The organism is Desulfobulbus alkaliphilus, from assembly GCF_016918545.1.
Taxonomy (GTDB): Bacteria; Desulfobacterota; Desulfobulbia; order Desulfobulbales; family Desulfobulbaceae; genus Desulfobulbus; species Desulfobulbus alkaliphilus.
The window spans coordinates 122028-143334 of the sequence record NZ_JAFFQC010000006.1; the positions used below are offsets into that span (position 1 = coordinate 122028).

The 21307-nt window shown below is 51.3% G+C and carries 15 protein-coding genes; 9 read left to right on the top strand and 6 right to left on the bottom strand.

The features are described from left to right. Nucleotides 1-327 precede the first annotated feature (327 nt). From JWG43_RS05075 to JWG43_RS05100, 6 genes are all read right to left on the bottom strand, one after another. A complete protein-coding gene (locus tag JWG43_RS05075) occupies nucleotides 328-1908 on the bottom strand; it encodes a sensor domain-containing diguanylate cyclase (protein ID WP_205241735.1) in 1581 nt (526 codons plus the stop codon). A 91-nt stretch (nucleotides 1909-1999) separates the two neighbouring features. Continuing rightward, nucleotides 2000-3091 carry a KamA family radical SAM protein gene (locus tag JWG43_RS05080; protein WP_205241736.1) on the bottom strand — a complete coding sequence of 364 codons (1092 nt, stop codon included), beginning with the start codon at nucleotides 3089-3091 and terminating at the stop codon, nucleotides 2000-2002. A gap of 378 nt (nucleotides 3092-3469) precedes the next feature. Further along, nucleotides 3470-4234 (bottom strand): succinate dehydrogenase/fumarate reductase iron-sulfur subunit, encoded by a 765-nt coding sequence (locus tag JWG43_RS05085; RefSeq protein ID WP_205241737.1) that lies wholly within the window; start codon nucleotides 4232-4234, stop codon nucleotides 3470-3472. 69 nt (nucleotides 4235-4303) lie between these two features. Beyond that, nucleotides 4304-6229: a fumarate reductase/succinate dehydrogenase flavoprotein subunit gene (locus tag JWG43_RS05090; RefSeq protein WP_205241738.1), complete on the bottom strand. Its 1926-nt coding sequence runs from the start codon at nucleotides 6227-6229 to the stop codon at nucleotides 4304-4306. Nucleotides 6230-6360: 131 nt separating this feature from the next. Next, entirely contained in the window at nucleotides 6361-7017 is a 657-nt protein-coding gene (locus tag JWG43_RS05095; RefSeq protein WP_205241739.1) for a succinate dehydrogenase cytochrome b subunit, read from the bottom strand. Nucleotides 7018-7349: 332 nt separating this feature from the next. Then, entirely contained in the window at nucleotides 7350-8444 is a 1095-nt protein-coding gene (locus tag JWG43_RS05100) for a cyclic nucleotide-binding domain-containing protein (protein ID WP_205241740.1), read from the bottom strand. A 662-nt stretch (nucleotides 8445-9106) separates the two neighbouring features. Here JWG43_RS05100 and JWG43_RS05105 point away from each other — a divergent pair. The 9 genes from JWG43_RS05105 to JWG43_RS05140 all read left to right on the top strand — a co-directional run bounded on the left by JWG43_RS05105 (nucleotide 9107) and on the right by JWG43_RS05140 (nucleotide 21209). After that, the gene (locus tag JWG43_RS05105) at nucleotides 9107-10705 is read left to right on the top strand and encodes a hypothetical protein (protein WP_205241741.1); all 1599 of its coding nucleotides are present in this window, start codon (nucleotides 9107-9109) and stop codon (nucleotides 10703-10705) included. Nucleotides 10706-10931: 226 nt separating this feature from the next. Further along, a complete protein-coding gene (gene trpB / locus JWG43_RS05110; RefSeq protein ID WP_205241742.1) occupies nucleotides 10932-12158 on the top strand; it encodes a tryptophan synthase subunit beta in 1227 nt (408 codons plus the stop codon). Between the two features lie 114 nt (nucleotides 12159-12272). After that, nucleotides 12273-12995, top strand: a complete 723-nt coding sequence (trpA, locus tag JWG43_RS05115) for a tryptophan synthase subunit alpha (RefSeq protein ID WP_240193398.1) — start codon at nucleotides 12273-12275, stop codon at nucleotides 12993-12995. A gap of 98 nt (nucleotides 12996-13093) precedes the next feature. After that, entirely contained in the window at nucleotides 13094-14893 is a 1800-nt protein-coding gene (locus JWG43_RS05120; RefSeq protein ID WP_205241744.1) for a M3 family oligoendopeptidase, read from the top strand. Nucleotides 14894-15485: 592 nt separating this feature from the next. Next, nucleotides 15486-16346: a DUF4388 domain-containing protein gene (locus tag JWG43_RS19550; protein WP_240193390.1), complete on the top strand. Its 861-nt coding sequence runs from the start codon at nucleotides 15486-15488 to the stop codon at nucleotides 16344-16346. 42 nt (nucleotides 16347-16388) lie between these two features. Continuing rightward, complete coding sequence (locus tag JWG43_RS19555; protein WP_240193391.1) at nucleotides 16389-16862, top strand: response regulator; 474 nt, start codon at nucleotides 16389-16391, stop codon at nucleotides 16860-16862. A gap of 241 nt (nucleotides 16863-17103) precedes the next feature. Continuing rightward, nucleotides 17104-17712, top strand: coding sequence for a chemotaxis protein CheW (locus JWG43_RS05130; RefSeq protein WP_205241745.1), 609 nt, complete (start codon nucleotides 17104-17106; stop codon nucleotides 17710-17712). A gap of 54 nt (nucleotides 17713-17766) precedes the next feature. Next, on the top strand, nucleotides 17767-20778 hold the full coding sequence (locus tag JWG43_RS05135) for a hybrid sensor histidine kinase/response regulator (RefSeq protein WP_205241746.1): 3012 nt from the start codon (nucleotides 17767-17769) through the stop codon (nucleotides 20776-20778). Then, complete coding sequence (locus tag JWG43_RS05140) at nucleotides 20775-21209, top strand: hypothetical protein (RefSeq protein ID WP_205241747.1); 435 nt, start codon at nucleotides 20775-20777, stop codon at nucleotides 21207-21209. Before JWG43_RS05135 ends, JWG43_RS05140 begins: the two co-directional genes overlap by 4 nt. Nucleotides 21210-21307 lie beyond the last annotated feature (98 nt).

Consider the following 21307-nt stretch of genomic DNA (forward strand, 5'->3'; position numbering starts at 1 on the left):
TCCTGTGGGAATGGGTAGATGAATAGGTACTGACAAGGGAGTGGAGCGCTGTCTTCATTGCTGAATCCGTGACGGCTGTACTCTTATTTCGGATAAATCTTGCTATACTCAGATGATGATTGCATTAGGATCTTTGATCATAACTTTCACCAGCCGCCTTTCGGAGACGTCCGTCCGCACGCCATCTTCATTGCCCGTAATCGTATGATAAAGTATAGCGTTCAAAGAACGGTCACCGGCAATATAGCTCACGCATGGACGAAGGGGCACGGATCCAGGTTCGTTGGTTTTGACGATTGAGTGCAGGAAAAAGGAAATGAGGACTCGTCAGGACAGAGAGAACCACTTTTTTTTCTTTTCAGGCTGATATAACTTCACTCTGTTTCTGCCCTCTTTTTTTGCCGAATAGAGAGCCTGATCAGCCAACCCGATAAGTTCGTTTTTGGTTGTATTTTCCAGTGCTGGGCGAAGACAGGCGATGCCGATGGAGATGGTGATGGAGTATGTATCCCGACCATCGTCAAAGACATATTCTTCGATTTTTTTTCGAATTTTTTCGGCGACTAAAACAGCTTCCTCGTGTCCGGTCTGCGGAAGGATAAAAACAAACTCTTCCCCTCCGTACCGGGCAATCAGATCGTATTCACGAATCTGTTCCCTGGCGACTCTGCAAAATTCTTTTAAGAGGAAATCACCGGTTTGGTGCCCAAAAGTGTCGTTGAAACGTTTAAAATGATCGATGTCGGCCAGCAGGAGAGAGAGCGTGTCATCATGTCTCGCTGATCGGTTGAGCTCAGCGTCAAGAAAATTTTGAAAAAAACGATGGTTGCTGATTTCTGTTAGCCCATCGATGTTGGCGAGATTTTCAAGCAAACGGTTTTTCTGGGCGAGTTCCTCGCTGAGTTTTTCCAGTTCCATTTTGGACTTGATCAGTTCCCGATTCATTTCCTCATAGGAAAGATTGATGAGGCTGAGGCGAAGATTAGCTTCCTGAAGGATTTCTGCAACAGACCGCACCGGCCCTATCTTGATCCCGAAATAATGGGCTGATTGCTCGATAGTCCGGTCGATTTGCCGGAGGATATTATTCACTTCGAGAACTTTGAGGCCGAGCAAGCGTCTAGCCTCGGTACGAAATTGCTTGTGGTATTTGGCAGGGTCATTGGAATGGAAAATTTTAACAAGCAGATCAGCTAAATATCCGGCAAAAACATTCTTTCGATATTGTTCTGGACCCTGATAGGTGTCAGGCTGATGATGATATTGAATTGGCAGGAGAAGACTTTCGGGAAGCCCCCAGGATTTGGCAGCCGCAAATCCTATCTCACTGTGGGTGCAGCCAATCACTGCCGATTCGATGTCCTCATCATGGCTGCCCGAGACATCATTATTGGTCTCTTTTGCATGGACCTGGTTGAGCACCTCTTCATACTGTTTGTTCATTGTTGCTGCAAAGACCAATTGCCCGATATTCTGCAAAAGGCCACAAATAAAAGCCTCCTCACTATCCCTCCCCCCAACCTGTTCTACAATGAGTTTAGCTGCAACGGCGCCGACAAGTGCGTGCTCCCAGAAACGATGGAAATCAAACAAGTCACTTTGTTTACGGCTTTCCAGGGCAAGAAAGGAAAAACTGAGCACAAGGCTGCGAACGGCATTGATTCCTAAAATAGAGACAGCTTGGTTGATTGAAGAAATTTGTTGCGGAAAACTGTAAAAAGAAGAATTTGCGACACGAAGTACTTTAGCGGATAAAGCCATATCTTGAGAAACAAGCGTGGCAATGTCCGTCAGGGTCGTTTCATCACTGGCGGTCAAAGTGAGGAGCTGCGAGGCAATGATGGGTAGAGTGGGAAGATCTTTTGACAGGAGGACGGATTCAAGCACTTTGTCTGGATCAGTGGTCATTACGGCTTCCTGTGTCTATGAAAGATGAGAGTATAGAAGAATAAAGCGTACGTTGTATTCGTGTATGTTTAATTTTATAATGGATAAGGTTTTACGTATAGTTTTTTTTCTCGTTAACCCCAACAGATGATTGAAAAGAGTCTGGGTGGGTCTGGTTGGGATAAGAACAGGGAGACCCGCAACAGGTGATGAAATCGAGGGTTTTGTCCAGAGACTGGACGTACTGCGGAGTCAATGGAATTTTTCCCCCTCCTCCGGGAGCGTCCAGGGCATAGGTTGGCAGAGCCATTCCGGTAAGATTGCCGATAAGGTAATGCATAATGGCCAGACCGGTATTGACGGTAGTGCGGAAATGCGAACTTCCTTTGGTCAAATCAGCCTGGAAGAGGTAGTAGGGCTTGACGCGAATTCGAATCAGCCGATAAAAAAGAAGTTGTAATGTTTGTGGGCAATCATTGACGCCGCGAAGCAGGACCGTCTGACAACCCAATGGTATACCGGCATCTGCCAAAAGAGTGCACGCCCGTGCTGCATCCGCGGTAACCTCGGTAGGATGATTGAAATGGGTATTGATATATAAGGGGTGGTAGCGTTTTAATATGGCGGCAAGTCGGGGTGTGATGCGAGCGGGGAGGGTACAAGGTACGCGCGTCCCGATCCTGATGGTGGCAATGGAAGGAATCGCCCGGATGGCGCGCAGGAGGCGGTCAAGGCGCTGGTCACTCAACATCAGCGGGTCGCCGCCGGAAATGAGCACATCGGAAATGGTGGGTGTGCGGGCGAGATATTCGAGGCCAGCGTGAATGGTGGCCTCATTGATAACCATGTTTTTTGTACCCACCTTGCGTTTACGGGTACAAAAACGGCAATAAGTGGCGCATTCGTTGCAAACCAGAAACAGGGCACGGTCAGGGTATTTATGGACAAGATTGGGTACAGGACTCAGATTTTCTTCGTCCAGGGGATCATCAAGGCCGATGGCATCACTGAGTTCAAGCAGGTCAGGGACAGCCTGCCGAAAAAGAGGAAGACCATGTTGTTTAATGAGTTCCAGGTAATAGCGACTGATCCTGAGGGGATAAACAGCGTGAACAGCTTCCAGCGGTTCAAGAGAAAGGTCAAGGGCCTGCGCGAGTTGTCGGGGTGTTGTTATAAACGAGTTGTAAACTTGATCAGAAACCATGGGAACCAGGTTTTTGGGTCAAAAAAATTGCCGCTGTGTTGAGTACGGTCATACGGGTAATAGACAAGCATATGGGCAAGCCGCCCTAAAAGAGGTGAATGGACACGGCCGGAAAGAATTTCCAAAGACCTGGCTGCCCTTGGTAGCCCTTCGCTGCGGGAAGCGGCGCTTGCTCTGAGCTGGGGTGTCTGTGCTCGTATTCCATGCTTGCAGCGCTGGCAGAAGGATCAAGGTACCGAAGAAACGAGTATCGCTATGTTTAAGACTGTTGAAGAGGTCGCCGTCTGCTTCTTGAAAGAAAAATGGACTGTCATCAAAGCATTGATGACAGTCCATTTTTTTAAACCCCGCTGCTGCTCACAGCAGGCTGGCTGGACCTTAATGATCGATGGTAAAGGCAGCTCGCAGATATTGACGGTTGAGACGAGCAATATTGCGAATGGATATGCCTTTTGGGCAGACATTTTCACATTCTCGGTGGTTTCCGCAATTGCCAAAACCATCTTTATCCATTTGCATGACCATGTTGATAGCACGTTTTTTGGCTTCAAGCTGTCCCTGAGGAAGCAGCGCCAGTTGACTGACTTTGGCTCCCAGGAAAAGCATGGGGCTTCCATTGGGGCAGGCTGCGGCACATGCGCCACAACCGATGCAGGCAGCGGCGTCCATCGCTTGCTCAGCAACATGTTGTGGAATGAGGATAGTGTTGCCATCCTGCGGTGATCCGGTATTGACCGATACATATCCACCGGCCTGTATAATGCGATCAAGTCCGCTGCGATCGATAATGAGATCTTTGATGATCGGGAATCCCTGTGACCTGAAGGGTTCGATAACGATAGTGTCATTATTTTTGAAACTACGCATATGTAATTGGCACAGCGTGGTTTCTTTTTCAGGGCCGTGGGCGGTGCCATTAACAACGGCGCCGCACTGGCCGCAAATGCCCTCCCGACAGTCATGATCAAAGGCGATTGGTTCCAGCCCCTTGCGGGTGAGCCATTCATTCAATACATCGATCATTTCAAGAAAGGAACTGTCGGTGCTGATGTCCTTAAGAGCGTGTTCCTCAAGAGCACCTGTTGCCAGAGGACCATTCTGCCGCCATATCTTTACTATGATATTAATTGTTTTCGATGCCATGGGATATCTTCTGTGTTGTATTTTATACTTCAGTAATGAGCCTGTTTACACAATAAGGACTGATATGTGTTACTTGTAACTGCGTTGTGAAGGAATAACATGCTCAAATGACAGCGGTTCCTTGTGCATCACAGGTGCAGTGCCTGGTCCTTTGTACTCCCATACGGAAACGTGACAGAAATTTTCATCATCACGCTTGGCCTCATTCTCTTCTGTCTGGCTCTCTTCCCTGAAGTGACCGCCACAGGATTCCTCACGGAGGAGAGCATCCTGGACCATCAGTTCACCGAATTCAAGGAAGTCGGCGACCCTGCCCGCTCGTTCAAGAGACTGGTTTAATTCTTGTCCTGAGCCGGGTATAATAACGTTCTCGTAAAAATCGGCTCTGATCTCAGGAATTTTGGTGAGTGCATACTCGAGACCGGCTTTGTTGCGCGCCATGCCACAGTAGTCCCACATGATTTTACCCAGCTCGCGGTGGTAGTGATCAACTGTATGGCCACCTTTGCCGCTGGCGGTATTTTTCATCAGCTTGTTGATCTGGTCCTTGACTTCGTTTACAGCTGCTTCGAAGGCGGGATCATCGGTGTTGGTGGGAACCGGCGGGACGGTGGCGAGATAGTTGCCGATTGTGTACGGCAGAACAAAGTATCCATCGGCCAACCCCTGCATAAGAGCGGAGGCTCCCAGCCGATTAGCGCCATGGTCGGAGAAGTTGCATTCACCAGTTGCGTACAACCCGGGGACAGTTGTCATCAGTTCATAATCCACCCAGACTCCGCCCATGGTATAATGGATGGCGGGGTAGATCATCATTGGTTCTTTGGTGGGGTCACTGTCGGTGATCTTCTGATACATATGGAACAGGTTGCCATATTTCCGCATGATTACATCAAGTCCATCGCGCTTGATGGCATCGGCAAAATCGAGATAGACCCCTAATTTGGTCTCGCCAACACCCTTGCCTTCGTCGCAGGCTTCCTTGGCATTGCGGGAGGCAACATCCCTGGGTACCAGGTTGCCGAAAGAAGGATATTTTCTTTCCAGGTAGTAATCTCGTTCGTCCTCGGGGATGTCAGCGGCTTTGCGGGTGTCGCCGGGTGTTTTTGGAACCCAGACACGGCCGTCGTTCCGCAGGCTTTCTGACATCAAGGTCAGTTTGGATTGAAACTCCCCATGAACCGGGATGCAGGTGGGGTGAATCTGGACAAAACAGGGGTTGGCAAATCCGGCCCCTCTTTTGTAGGAGCGCCACGCAGCGGTGACGTTGCAGGCCATGGCGTTGGTGGACAGAAAGTAGACATTGCCATACCCGCCAGTGGCAAGGACAACCGCATGGGCTGAATATTTTTCAATTTCACCGGTTACAATGTTGCGGCAGATGATCCCTTTGGCCACACCATCGACAACAACGAGATCCATCATTTCCCGCCGGGTGTACATTTTGACTTTGCCCAAGGCAACCTGGCGCATCATGGCGCTGTAGGCTCCCAGCAGCAGCTGCTGGCCTGTCTGGCCCCGGGCGTAAAAGGTTCGTGAGACCTGTGCACCGCCAAAAGAGCGATTGGCAAGCGTTCCGCCATATTCACGGGCAAAAGGCACTCCCTGGGCGACACATTGATCGATGATATTGTTAGCAACCTGGGCGAGACGGTACACATTGGCTTCACGGGCACGGAAGTCGCCACCCTTGACAGTGTCATAAAACAGGCGATAGATGGAGTCGCCGTCCCCCTGATAATTTTTTGCCGCATTGATACCACCCTGGGCGGCAATGGAGTGGGCACGACGCGGAGTGTCCTGGATACAGAAAGATTTGACATTGTACCCAAGTTCACCCAAGCTCGCCGCGGCAGATGCTCCGGCCAAGCCGGTCCCGACGATGATCACCTCATATTTACGTTTATTAGCTGGATTGACGAGTTTATTGGAAAAACGGCATTTGTCCCATTTTTCGGCCAACGGTCCTTCGGGTATTTTGGAGTCAAGCTGCATAGTCTTTTCTTTTGGCTGGAGGTGAAAGGGATATATGGTAATTGAATGAGGGTTCCTGGCTAAGCTGAGTTTTGCCTTCTGAATCCCCCACAGTCTCATGTACCATGAAAATTAATCATGTTCCTTGCAAGTTAAAGCAGGTGATTCTGTGAAATCACCAAGAGGAAAACGACCAACAGGTAAACAAAACCCATAAAGGCCACGAGCGCCCAGGTAATGACGCGCAGGGGGAAATCGTACTTCGGATGACTTATGCCCAAGGTCTGGAGCAGGGACCAGAAACCGTGACTGATGTGCAGCAGAAGAAGAACGATGCCAGCGGTGTAGATAAGCGTGAATACAGGGTTGTTCAGTACCTGAGTAACAAAATCAGCGATTGTTTTGACCTCGGTTTTTTCCGGAAAAGAAAAGTTCACCAGATGGATCAAAATAAAAACCAGAATCGCTACACCTGTATAGGGCATGGTTTTTGATGCCCAGGTGCTGCCCCCTGCAGAAGTTTCCATTTCGTATTTTCCGCCTCTGCTTTTGCGGTTTTCCAGGAAAAGGATGACACCGGTGACAATGTGGATGAGGAAGATGGTGTACAATCCGATCTCAAAAATAGGCACGAATATGCCCAGTGAGTGGAGATGATGCGCGTACGCATTGAACGCTTCTCTCCCCCAGAAGATGGTACTGTTGCCTATGGCATGGACGAGCAGAAATCCGCCCAGCATAAAGCCAGTGAGAGCCATGATGTACTTTTTGCCCAGGGACGATCGACAAGTTTGGATGAACCACGACATAATTACAGTTCCTGAATGAGAGTTGAGGGGTTGAAATACATTTGTTCCAAGGTCAAAACAATAAGCAGTATCAAGGATTTTTTAAACTGAACGATCATTCATTAACCACCACATGTCTATCCTGTCAAGAAAAAAACGCCGCTGCTTTCGTCCTGGGTGGTGGCCGAAACAGCAGCGATTCTCATCAATTTTGAAAACAGTCAATCGTGGTGCCTTGATGAACACCTGGAATCCGCGACCGTTCGGGTAAACCTTACTTCGTCGGACGGGTACGGGCAATGAGCATGGTTGCGAACGGACGCCTGGGAGGGCGGTGGGTGAGGGTACAGGTGTTAAGGGGACCGTTGAACGATACGTTCATCCATGCGCTGTAAGCCTTCCATCAACAATTTCATGAAATACCCGATTTCAGGGATTTCAAAATCCTCGGGAGGTAATCCCGGAGTGAATTTAAAACGCCCTTTTTTCTCTTTTAACACTTCATAAAAGGCTGACTCCCCCTTGATTCCCCCATAGCTCGCCTTGATAAGGGAGCCTTGTCGAAAGGAAAAACGTGCTGTACCTTTAGTTAATTGGGTTATGGTCAAGATTCCCGTTTTGCTATTGACATTCAAGGTCTGCAGCAATGCCTCCGGTGGGATTTCCTCGAGTTTTCCTATCATCCCCGAAGCGTAATCATCTGATCTGATTTTATTGGAATCGGTCAGTCTTCTCGCGAGCAGCCTGGTGAAGAACATGTGCAGCGTCGGATATTTTTTCAATAAGGAGTTGAAATGCTTATGGTCAATAGAGAGCAGTTGGCAAGACTCCCGGGCTTGGACTGTGGCACCGACATTTTCGTCACAAATGAGGCTCATCTCGCCAAAAACCTCCCCCCGCTGCAGGGTTGAGATAGGAAGAGCCGCATCATTAAGGATGTCAACCTGACCGGAGATGATAATGAAGAAGTATCCGCCAGGGTCACCTTTGCGCAGGATGATATCGTTTTTGTCATACTCTCGTAGTTTGAAGTGTTTGATTACTTTACTGAAATTATTCTCATCAATATTGCGGAAAAAAGGTATTTCCCGCAGGATATGGTACATGCTGCCGATTCGATTGTTGGCTCCGTTTGCACCTCCATCGGTACTCGTTGTCCGGTGATGCTCAATGCGAATGGAACCGGTGCAACCGCTGCAAGAAAGGATGCAATCAGGAATTTGATCGGCACGTTCGTATTCAATGATAATTCTGGTCAGGTCCCCATTGAGGACCTTGCAGTGACCGCGATTTGCCGGTGAATGAATGACCGTGGTATTAATGAAGGTATGTTCATCGCTGTTATCCATGGAAATGGCAATGCCGGAAATCTGCACGACATCACCAAAGCGATAGAGGGGACAATGTCTGGTCTCACAGACGCGAAAATCGATTTTGGGAAAACCCATGAAAAACTCCGGGAACGATGTATAATGAAATATTTTAAATTTTTGGTGCCTGTCATCCGCCCTGAAATCAGTTCGGCAATGCATCATGCCTGCATCTGATTACATGATTTCCTATTCCGTATCTGGTACCTGAATCCGTGAGCGTTCGTCCGTGCGTCAGTTTTATTGTCTGTGACCGTTCGATTAAAGTGAACTTTATCGAACGGTTACGGGCAATGAAGATGGCGTGCGGACGGACGCCCCGGAGGGCGGCTGGTGAAAATTATTATCAAGGATTCAGCTGCAACTATAATCTGATTACAGCTAGCTATAACCAAAACAAGAGCCCGGCCGTCACGGATTCAGGTGGTAGTGAATTGGTCACGTTCAGGTGCCATTGGCAGTATTATGTGCGAAAAGAACTGACCTTTCAAGGAAATCATATCCCTCGTCCGATCCTTGAGAGAGTCTTTTCCGCGGGCTTTTCAACAGGATCATCACCAAACGCCAGGGTTGGAACGGCGTGATGTGCTCGCTCCTCACTTGTTGAAGGCCACAGGGGAACCTGGACCTGTGCTGACGTGGCTGCTCACACAGCCTCTCCAGGCAGGCAGTCGCGACCGGACAAAGATGGGTGAGCGGGTTCGATTGCACAGAATTTTTCATTTTCAGGAAAGTTACCTATGTTTTGGACATCGATTTCCCCGCAGGGTCGATTTCGGATAGGCGTCCATACCCCCACGTACCAGGTGAGCAATCTGCGCAGGAAGGATTACATCTGTGCCCTGGGGCTTCAGGAGGACGATGTCATTGTCGATAACCACGGGAATGTTCCACCCGGCGATGTGAATGTCGATAATGCACGACCCATCTACGAAATTTGCAATCCTTTGCCCTTCCGTGGCTGTACTTTTATCGATTCCGGCTGGGCGGATGACCGGGCCTCCGATCCCGGCTCGATTGCGCTGACACAGCGCCCTCAGCTGTCGCTGCGAAAGCTGCTCAATGATCATTGTGCGCCGGAGTCCGTGCGGGAACTGCTCCTTCACATGCCCCTGCCCCTGCGCTATGAATTAGCGGCAACATCCACTGACCCCGAAGAATTGATCTGGCTCGCGGAATCCTGCTGTTCGATGGTGTTTGCTGCTCACGGTCAACCGGTTGGGCTGCGCTATGAACAGCAAAACGGTCGCCGTCGACCCATTATTCATGATTTTGAACTGTTTGAAACCATAGCTAACAATCCGTATCTTCCAGACGTCTATAAGGAGGTTATGGTGCTTCGTCCCGGGGTGCAGGGCAGCAGTGAAATTGTCGGTGATTACCAGGCCGACCAGACCGAGATTTTTGAATACCTGCGGAGTAATTCATATATCCCTTGGGGGCATTATGCAGCCAATTTTGCGCATACCTGCATCCGGTACCGGATTGCCGAGTTAAGCCTTGCCGACATGGAAGGACTGCGTCATCTGTATTACCAGCGGATGTATGTGACTCTTGCCGAACAACTCGGCCTGCAACCTGATGTGCGCCGGCGTTCCCTGACCAAAGCAGAATTGGAGCACCTGCGGCTGCAGATTATTGGTGTGTCCACCGCTCAGGATTCCCGGCAGGTGGCTTTGGCCACTTTGTGGGGATGGAATTTCGGGTATGATTTTTCCGGGACTGGGTATCGTCTGCACGCCTCGCATCAGATGATTCATCAGCAGTACGCCACCGTGCCGCCATGGGTCGCGGATGCCGACGGTGGTCCGGACCGATTCCCTGCCTTCAGCAGCGGCGATCAGGTGGCTGATGTGATCGAACGGTACCGGCGAGAGTACCAGTCCGATTTTTTTGCAGATTATTTGAGGGCACTGTTCGCAAACACTCGGATCGATAATACCTCCGGGGAGTCGTCCCTGGTGGTCTGGCAAGATCGGAATGTCCTGCTTTTTGTGCCCAAAGCGCAGGTATCCCAATGGGAAGTACAGCTGATGGTCCTTGCCGATGGGGAGACCGGTCCAGTGGGGAATGTTTTTGAGGCTGATGAAGCGGTACGCAGCTCAATCGATGCGGGGATCCTCAAGGCCCAGCAGGTGCTAGCCGGCCTGGGGGCCACTCTGGTCACTTCCATCGAATATTCCAAGCGACTGGGGATGAACAACGGCCAGCGGCTCCTCTATGCCTTTCTTCCTAAACTGCCCTGGTCCATGGGCGCGTTCAGCGAGGCCCAGGGGCGTTATATTCTCGGTCATTATCCCGAGGATTTTGCCATCGCCTGTCGGCGGCAGTTGCAGTGAATGCTTGTGTTGTTCCCTGTCAAGGGGTTGAACCTGCTTGGTTTGCCGCGTTCCCCAATGGTCAGCGGACTCGCAGGCGCTCCAGATTTGTCCAGGCGTGGCTGCTCGCTCCAGTCCCTCTCCGCCGGCATCCCTGACCTTATGTCCGCGGTTGAATATGTCAGCACACCTCGATTAAGAAAAATACATCTCGTTTCCGGATGGACATGAACAGAGGATGATAAAAATGAAAAAAGGATATTACGGGCAATGGGGAGGAGCTTTTATTCCCGAAGTTCTGCAGGCGACCTTCGAGTCTCTCAACAAAGCCTATGCAGCCGCCAGGAATGATCCTTCCTTCTGGCAGGAATACGTAGCGCTCATGGGTAATTATTCCTGTCGGCCGACGCCGCTGACCTATGCTGAGAATCTGAGCCGCCATCTGGGTGGCGCCAAAATCTACATTAAACGCGAGGATCTCAATCATACCGGTGCGCATAAGGCCAATAACGTCATGGGCCAGGGGCTTCTGGTCCGGCGTATGGGCAAAAAACGGGTGATCGCCGAAACCGGTGCAGGCCAGCATGGTGTGGCCACGGCAACCATGGCGGCCCGTTTCGGTTTTCAATGCACCATCTACATGGGTGAGGAAGATGTTGCCCGGCAGCGGCCCAATGTATTCTGGATGGAAAAACTCGGTGCTACGGTCGTGCCGGTCACCGATGGTTCCCGGACGCTCAAGGATGCCATGAATGAGGCTTTTCGTGACTGGGTGACCTCCATGGACGAAACCCATTATGTGATCGGGACCGTCTGTGGACCGCACCCATTCCCGGAAATGGTGGCCTGGTTTCAGTCGATTATCGGTCAGGAAGCGAGGGAGCAGATTGTTCAACAGCACGGCCGTCTGCCGGATAGAGTCTATGCCTGTGTAGGCGGTGGATCCAATGCCATGGGGATTTTTCAGGGATTTCTCGATGCACCCGACGTGGACCTGATTGGCGTCGAAGCTGGCGGAATGGGAATTGATACCGGGCAGCACGCCGCCCGTATGGTCCCGGGGTGCGGTGCTTCCGCAGGTGTGGCCCAGGGATATAAAACCATGTTCCTCCAGGATCCGGAGGGGCAGATGCTCGATACCCACTCCATAGCCGCAGGGCTGGATTATGTCGGTGTTTCACCCATTCTTGCCCATTTCGGCGAGCAGGGGAGGGTTCGTTTCGAATCAGCCACCGATGCTGAAGTCATCGCTGCCCTGAGCCTTGCCATGCGCACCGAAGGGCTTATTCCAGCCATGGAATCGGCACATGCATTTGTCCAGGCCATCAAAGAGGCACCGGCCATGTCCCCGGATCAGGCTCTTATTATCAATATGTCCGGACGGGGCGATAAGGATATTTTTACTATTGCGCATGCCTTTGACGATCCTTCCTGGAAAGAGTTCATTGTCAAGCGGGCAGAGGCGTACAGATAAAAGGATGTAGCCCGGGGTCCATCAATCCGGCCTGCTTTTGGAAAGAGGTGTGAAGTGACCAGAGAACTGGAGCAAGTGTTACGAACACGACGTGTGGACAAACCTATCCTGCTGATGACCCATCTGGTGGTGGGATACCCTTCCCTGGAGGTGAATCGCGCTGTCATTCGTCAGATGGCAGCCCATGGGGTCGACTGCATTGAATTGCAGATTCCTTTTTCCGAACCTATTGCCGATGGCCCGGTGATTCTCAGAGCCAGCCAGGAGAGTCTCCGCCATGGGACCCGGGTCGAGGATTGCTTTCGTTTCGGGCAGGAGATGGCAAGGGAATACCCTGATATCTGTTTTCTCTTTATGACCTATTACAATATTGTTTTTAAATATGGGGAGCAAAACTTCCTCCATCGAACCCGCGATATTGGTTTTCTTGGGACCATAATCCCGGATCTGCCCCCGGAAGAAGGGCAAGAGTACCTGAAAACCAGTAAAAAACTGGGATTGGCTCCGATTCTTTTTTTTACCCCCACGTCCAGTGATAAACGAATGCGAGAGGTTGCCGGGCAGGGCCAGGGGTTCATGTATTGCGTTGCCAGACGAGGGGTGACAGGTGGGCAGACGGCCTTTGACAGCAGTCTTGATCAGTATCTGGAGCGTTGTCGGCGGGCAACGGATCTGCCGCTGGCGGTTGGATTCGGTATCAGCAGTCGCGAGGATGTGGCTTTGCTCACCGGAAAAGCTGACATGGCCGTCATCGGCACTGCAACCATTCGGTTGGTGGATCAAGAAGGCGCTGAGGCGACCGGTCCATTTGTTGCCGGGTTGCTCGCCTCTCGCTGATCTCATGCACGAGGATTCCCGGAAAGCTCTTGTCCGCGGGAAAGAAGCGTTGCCCGCATGGGATGCACCACATATCACGCTTACCACATCGATCAATTATGACCAACGACACCAATCTGCACCTTGCAACAGCCACTGTTCTCTGGGATTTACAGCCGCTGTATTCCGGACCGGATGTACCCGAGATACAACACGATATGACCCGCTGCCTGGAGTGGGCCGAAGATCTGTCCGCAGGGCTCAGTGGACAGGTCGCTCATCTCGAGAGTGCTGCCATTGCTCAGGCGGTTGAACGGCTGGAAAGTATCGATTCTCTTGTTGCCCGTCTCAGTGCCTATGCTTTTCTCAACTTTATTACCCAAACCGGTAACGCCACCGCCTCGGCGCTGCTGCAGCAGGTCGAGGAATTGGCGGCCAGAGTTGGCCGGCTGACCATTTTTTTTCGCCTGGAATGGAACCGGCTTGGCGAAGAAATGGTGACGCGGCACCTGGAACAGCCGGTGTTGCGCCACTACGGTCATTATCTCCGGACCATGCGTCAATTTGCCCCGCATCAACTTGGCACGGCTGAAGAGGAATTGCTTCAGGAACTGCGGCCTGTCGGCCGGAGTGCCTGGAATCTGCTGTTTGAAAAACTGTTCGGGCAGATGCGCTTCGGTGATCGCCGGCGCACCGAGGAAGAGGTGTTGAGTGATCTCCATCACGGCGATCGTGCCATCCGTAAAAGCAGTGCTGCTGAATTGACCGAGGGTTTACGGTCCAATCTGCATATCCTGGCCCATATTTTCAATACCTTGGCAGCGGAGAAGGCCATCGACGACAGATTGCGTTGCTATCCGGCATGGGATTCTGCCATCAACCTGGCCAATGAATTGTCAACTCGGACTGTCGAGACGCTGGTGGAAACGGTCATTTCCCGCTATGGCCTGGTGCATCGCTACTATGCGGTGAAAAAACAGCTGCTCGGGTATAATGAATTGTTCGATTACGACCGCTACGCGCCGATTCCCGGTGGCGATACCGCACTGGTGCCCTGGGGGCACTGCCGGGATTTGATCCTTGAGGCCTTTGCCGACTTCGCACCGGAAATGGCGACCATAGCCGAAGAATTTTTCATTGGCAAACGAATTCATGCTCCCATTCTGCACGGTAAACGGGGCGGCGCCTTTGCCCACCCCTGTGTTCCCGATGTCCAACCCTATGTGCTCGTCAATTATGCCGGAACGCCGCGTGATGTCGCCACGGTGGCCCATGAACTTGGTCACGGCGTGCATCAGGTTCTGGCTGCCGAGCAGGGGTTCTACAACAGCGATACGCCGCTGGTCTTAGCCGAGACAGCTTCAGTCTTTGCCGAGTTGCTGGTCTTTAAGGCCCAACTGCGAGAAATGGAGGCGATGGACGCCCGTCGGGTTTTTATTTGTCAAAAGCTGGAATCGATTTTTGCCACCGTTTTTCGCCAGGTAGCGATGAATCGTTTTGAGGCGGCGATGCACAACGCTCGGCGAGAGCAGGGTGAACTGTCCGCGGAGCATCTTTCTGCTTTCTGGCTTGCCACCCAGCAACCGATGTTTGGTGACTCGGTCACACTGACGGAAGACTATGGGATCTGGTGGTCGTATATCCCTCATTTTCTCGGAACACCCGGGTATGTTTATGCATATGCTTTCGGCGAATTACTGGTTTTGTCGCTCTATGGTCGTTATCAGAAGGAAGGAAAAGATTTTGTTGACCGGTATTGGCAGTTATTGCGAGCAGGAGGCAACGGGTCACCGTATGAGTTGCTGCGTCCCTTGGGAATCGACCTCGATGATCCAATTTTTTGGTTGGAAGGCCTGAAGGTCATTGAACAGATGTTGTGTGATATCGAGCAGTCACTGACAAAAGACGGCAGCGGGTGATACATCACGCCGCTTTTGCAACCGCTTTGCTCGATTCGAGCAAAGTTTATCGCACCAACACTTTTTCCCTGAATCCGTGACGGCTGGATGCTTGTTTCGGATATATTTTGCTGTACACATCTTAATTGTAGCGGAATCCTTGAAAATACCTTTCACCAGCCGTCCTTCGGGGCACCCGTTTGCACGCCATCTTCATTGCCTGTAACCGTCCGATAAAGTCTCCTTAAATCGAACGGCCACGAACAACGAAGCCGAAGCACGGATGGGCACTCACGGATTCAGGTTTTTTTTGTATTTTTGGGTTCCAGCTTTCCTCGATTTGGGCCTCAAGCGGTACCTGGTCCTTTCTTTTTTTTTGCATTTTCTTTTTTCTCCCCCCACAATTCATATAAAAGGCTGCATGGTTAATACCTTGGGCCGGAAAGCTCCTCCCTGAGGCGGGTGTCTTTTTTTTTTATTTTCACTGCCGATTCAATCCATGGCCTTGAGATTTTTTTTACTTCCAGGTGGCTGTGGATTTGTCCTGCATATTTCGGGGGTGAAACTGGTCACAACAAGAGGAGCGTGGCAGACCACAGAGGTATACTCCAGTATGTCCAGGGACAAAGAAATGGTGACAACAACGAAGAAGATTGATGGATTCTCACTTGAGAATATTTTGCAGATCTTTTCCTTGGAGAAGAAATCGCAAACACTCAAGATCGTGCAGGATGACAGATTGGGGCTGATGGATGTTGATCAGGGAGATCTTATTCATGCTCAATTCGAGGAACAAGTGGGAATGGACGCCGCCCTTGAGATTCTCTCCTGGGAGGATGTGCAGATAGAATTGCTCCCACTTCGCCCATCACAGCACACCATCACTCATTCATTGATGAATATTCTGCTGGAAGTGTCCAAGCGCAAGGACGAACAGTGGAGTGAGCAAGAAGCGACCGGGGAAAAATTGTTGCAATCAGCAATAGAAAAGGCCGAACAACAGCTGTACAAAGAGGCGCATGCCGATTTGGTCCTGTACCTGAAGAAAAATCGCGACAGTGCTCAGGGGTGGGTCTGGTATTCACGCATCCAGGGAAATGTTGACAAGATGAAAAAAGCCCTGGAAATGGCCGCCGGATTCAATGCCGATGATGCCTTGGTCAAGGAGGATCAACGAAAATTTGCTCTGGTCGCGCATCATCTTACCGATGCCGTCGTCCGAAAATGTTTTTTCTGCTGGGCGCCACGCAATAAACACACCACAACCTGTCACTTCTGCCGCTGTCACCTGGCCATTACCCCTGCAACCATACGACAACCCGGCACAGCGGATACAGATGTCCTCCATCAGGCCCGGATTCGGTACGAGCGGATAATGAAGAAGCAGCCGCGGAATCCTGCCGCCATCTATTATCTCGCCTTGATCTGTTTAAACAGCCATAACTATCAGGAAGCCTTGGAGTATCTTGATTAATCGGCAAAACTGGCACCGGAGAAGGCTATTTTAGGCAACCAGTTGAAGCTGCTCCTTGATTATCTGGCCCGGCAGACCCAGCATGAGGATGGAGTTGACCGGCAGGAAAAGGTTCTGGTTGCTCCTGTGCGTGCGCAGGCAGCCGGCCAGGTGGAACAGAAAACAATTTTGGTCGTTGAGGACAGTTCCACGACCAGAAAAGTGATCACCATCACTCTGAGCCGCCGGGGGTACAGGGTTGTCGAGGCCTCGGACGGCCTGGAGGCTCTCAGCAAGATTAGTGAAGAGCGACCTGATCTGATCATGCTCGATGTGGTCCTGCCGAAAATGGATGGATACAAAATCCTCTCCATTATTAAAGGAAACAGAGAGCTCAAAGATATTCCGGTGATCATGCTCACCAGCAAGGACAGTTTCCTCAACAAGATGAAAGGCAAGATGGCTGGCTCGTCCGCATATCTGACCAAACCCTTCGACCCAGAAAAGATGATCTCCGCCATCGAAAAACATATCTGAAAAGGAGCTGTATGTTCACCAGCCGCCCTTCGGGGCATCTGTTCGCACGTTACCTTTATTGTCTGTGACAGTTCGAATAATGGAGACTTTATCAGACGGTTACGGGCAATGAAGATAGGGTGCGGACGAACGCTCACGGATCCAGGCGCACCATAAAAATCGCGCAGGATCCAGCCGTCACGGATTCAAGGCAACGGGTGCATACCAGCCATTGACCAGAGATCTTTTCAGTGAGGAGGCCATGAATATTCCTTCGAACCAGCAGGGGCCCGGAGACCCGATGCATTCCTTATCCACTCTGCTCGGCTCTATTGATCGCGAAACAGCTTCAGCCCTCGCCTGGGACCAGGATTTTTTGAAAGCGCGGGTTCGAGGCAACCGCAAGAAAAAGAGAGCGCATATTTCTTTTGAACTTGGGCGTCGGCAAATGGCCCTGCCCATCGACGCAATCCAGGAAATTGGCCATCTCCCTTTGGTGGTCCCACTACCCCATCTGCCACCCTGGATCAAGGGAATCGTTCAGGTTCGGGGGGAAATTCTCTCTGTCCTCGATTTTATCACCTTGTTTGATCTTCAGGGAGATCGACCCATGGGCCCGCGACAATCATACCTTCTCTTGAGAATATTTGATCTGCAATTCTGCCTCCCGGTCGGCAGGATAACCGGTTTGCTCCACATCGACGACCAGCTGAAAAATATGGAAGCGCAGCCGTGCCCGGAAGCGATGATTTCACCGCGCCTGGCTCAGGTGACACAAGGACTTATCACTGTCAGTAATCGGAAGGTGACTGTTCTGGATGCGGAAAAACTGGCAGAGTCTCCTTGGATCAGAAAGTGGCAGGACGCATGATGGCAACCATTGTGCCCCTGGTTATCCATCTGCGGACAGAGAAGGAGTGAGCTGATGGCAAGGGATGGTGATGATTTTTTCACAGGGTACATTGAAGAAGTGCAGAGCTATATTCCCCTCATCGCCAAAAGGATAGAAGCGCTGCAGACAGCGCCGGATAAGGGACCTGTTTTTGAAGAAATATACCGCCTGGTCCATATCATTCACGGTGCTTCCGTGATAGTGGGGGTCAATGGTCTGGGTAGCATAGCCGGCTGTATGAAAAACGCTCTTGACGGGATCAGATCAGGACAGCTGGCTCTGACAACGAAAGCTTTTGACGCCATGCTGGTTGCAGTTGATTGTTTTACTCATTTTTGTGGGGCTGTGCGCCAGGGAATCCCAGTGGACGACGAGGTGCTTCTGGCTCGGACCAAGGACACCTTTGCCAGGATTGAGGCTGGTAATGGGCAGCCGATTTTCCCGGTGGACGAGCATATCTTCTGCGATGACGAGGAATTGTTCCTGGATGAACCGCTTATCGCAGCAGCGGAAGAAGAGCAGGAGGTATCCGCTGGACCGCTTCCTTTTTTTGCCACGGAGGGTGATCTGTCCGACCAGATTGAAACAGTGAGCGGTTATGACGAAGTAAGTGATCCTGGCGACGGATCTTTGCAGGGGCACCTGTTCAGTGAGGAGGAGCAGCAACTTCTTCGCGATGGGTTTTTTGAGGAAGCGGAGGAACACCTGCATCAGGTGCACCAGTCAATGCAGAACCTCGAAAACCAGATCAACACCAAAACATTGATAACATCTCAGCATCGTGAAGAAATTCGCACTATCAGAAGGGCCGTGCACACCATCAAGGGAGCAGCGGCTGTTATCGGGTTCAATGATATTGCCTCGTACGCCCACCATGTAGAGGACGGGCTCGATTGGTTGTACGAGCAGGCTGTGCACCTTGACCCCGTTGCTGTCAACGTACTGGCCGAAGCCCTGAGCCTGCTCGGGGTACTGGTGGAATCACCTCAATCGGTGCTTTCAGGGAGGCAAACGGCCATGCACCGCCGATTGCAGGAGGTACTGTGCGATTTCCATCCCGAGGTCGATATATCAGGTACTGGTCAGACTGAAACGCCAACAGAGGCGACGTCGGCGCTTGCCGAAGCATCAACGCAACCGGCCTTGCCTGAAGTCCGGCAGCTCAGCTCGGCCGAAACCGAAAAAACGTTTCGGGTCGGTCGGGGGCAACTGGATTCTCTGCTCAACCTGACCAATGAATTGCTTGTCGGTGTCAGTGGCTTTGATCACAATATGGATCTTTTCAAGGATGCTCTGGCTGAATTGGCGTTGACCACCCGTCGGTTGAAAGATATCGCGTATGAATTGGAAACTCAATTCGAAGTCAAGGCTTTGGGTCGTCTTTCCAGGCATTTCACTCATCTGGATGCATCGAGGCAGAGCCTGAAAGATGCGCAGAGCCTGACCGAATTTAATGCCCTCGAACTAGATCGATATACCCGCTTGAATCTGATCATTCGTTCCCTGAATGAAACAGCCGTCGATGTCGCCGCGCTCCATGGCAATCTGGGGCGGATTTGCAGCGGCATAGGCAGCGACATCAGCCGCCAGCATCGCTTCATCCGTGAAGTACAGGTGCAGTTGCTGCGAGCCAGGATGAACCCTCTGTCGATCTTGGTTCCTCGATTGAGCCGAACTACCCGGGAGGTTGCAGGTCGGCTCGGCAAGAAGGTCCGCCTGGTGGTTGAAGGAGAACAGGTTGAGCTGGATCGGCTGGTCTGGGAAAAACTCGCCGATCCATTCATGCATCTGGTCCGTAACGCCACCCATCATGGGATCGAAGCGGAAAAGGAACGATTGGCACTGGGAAAACATGCCGAGGGCATCATCACGGTTGCTGCCCGACGTGAGGGGAACACCGTTGTTATCCGTTTTCACGATGACGGGCGTGGGCTTGATTTTGAGGTCATTCGTGAAAAAGCCAGACAGTTTGGTTTTGGTACTCGTGCTGATGCCCTGGATGAACAGCAACTCATGGATCTGATTTTTTACCCTGGCTTCAGTACGCAAACCATCAGCGAGATTTCTGGTAGGGGCGTAGGGATGGATGTTGTCAAGGAAAATGTCCACGAATTGCAAGGCAGCATTGCCGTGGAAACCGTTCAAGGCCAGGGAACAGCCTTTGTTCTTCGCATACCGCTGACCATGGGTGTGCTCCGGGCTCTTCTGGTCAAGGTCGGAGAGGTGACCTATGCAATTGCCATCAATGATATCAAGAATATTCAAAGGGTAGATAGTCATGCCCTTTCCCGCTCGGAAAAAACATTCGCGCAGGGTGAGACGACCATGCCCTGGCACTCGCTGAGGTCTTTGCTGCATCAGGGAGAAGATGAAAACGAAAAGCATCCCCTGGTTCTTGTCCTTGACGTGGCTGGTCGAACAATGGCTCTTTCCGTTCCCCAGATAACCGGGCAAAAAGAACTTGTCGTCAAAGGGTTGGGATGTCACCTGCGTGCTGTCCCCGGTCTCTCCGGCGCAGCAATCATGGGGGATGGCAGCGTAGTTCCGGTGCTGAATATCCCTGAGCTTGTTGAGGCAGACCGGTGCAGTGTTCATTTTACTCGTGATTCGATCCGACTTCGGCCCCTTGATTCGTGTACAGTGATGATTGTCGATGACTCCATTTCCATCCGTCGGGTCATGAGCCGTTTGATTGCCGCACAGGGATGGATACCTCTCGAGGCAAAAGATGGGTTCCATGCCCTGGAACAGCTCAACGAAGTTCGCCCTGATTGTCTGGTCCTTGATGTGGAGATGCCGCGCATGAACGGTTTTGAATTCCTCAGCAAATTGAACAATAGAACGGGTGGCAAGGAGATACCGGTTATCATGCTGACCTCGCGTACCTCTGCCAAGCATCGGGAGAAAGCATTGCAACTCGGTGCCAGCGCTTTTTTGAATAAACCATGCACGGATGAGGAATTGGTGACAACTGTGCTTCGCGTGACCGGAAGACCTGCGGATAGTGAAGAGTCCACTGATGGGCTTGGCGAGGTGCGGGTATGAACCTTTTTTTTCTGGCAATGATCAGGGGGCAGCTGTTTGGCTTTGAAAAACATGCTATTGCCGGAATCGGAGTGCGTGATGCCAGCCGGGTCCAATCGATGAAAAAACAGGGGCAACGGTATATCCCGTTGCCCAATGAAAAACAGGCCCTGGTTTGTGACCTTTTTAAGGTCCTCGATCCTCACGGCACCGATGATTTCAAGCAGAGCCATTATCTTATTTTGACTTTTCAAGACCAATTTCTGGCCTTGAGCATGACCGGTAAAGGCCGTCTGCTGTCGATGGATGTGAACGGGCAACTCTCTTTACCTCACGCCTTTACCGGTTTTGCAAGGGATCTGGTTGCGGGTGCCATCCCCAACGGCAAAGATATAATACTGTTGTTGCACATGGCTGCCTTGTTCAAAGTTCCGCATCATATGGCTGCATGATCCCGGATCCGTGAGCGTTCGACCGTGCGTCAGCTGTATTGTCTGTGACCGTTCGACTAAAGGACACTTTATCGAACGGGTACGGGCAATGAAGATGG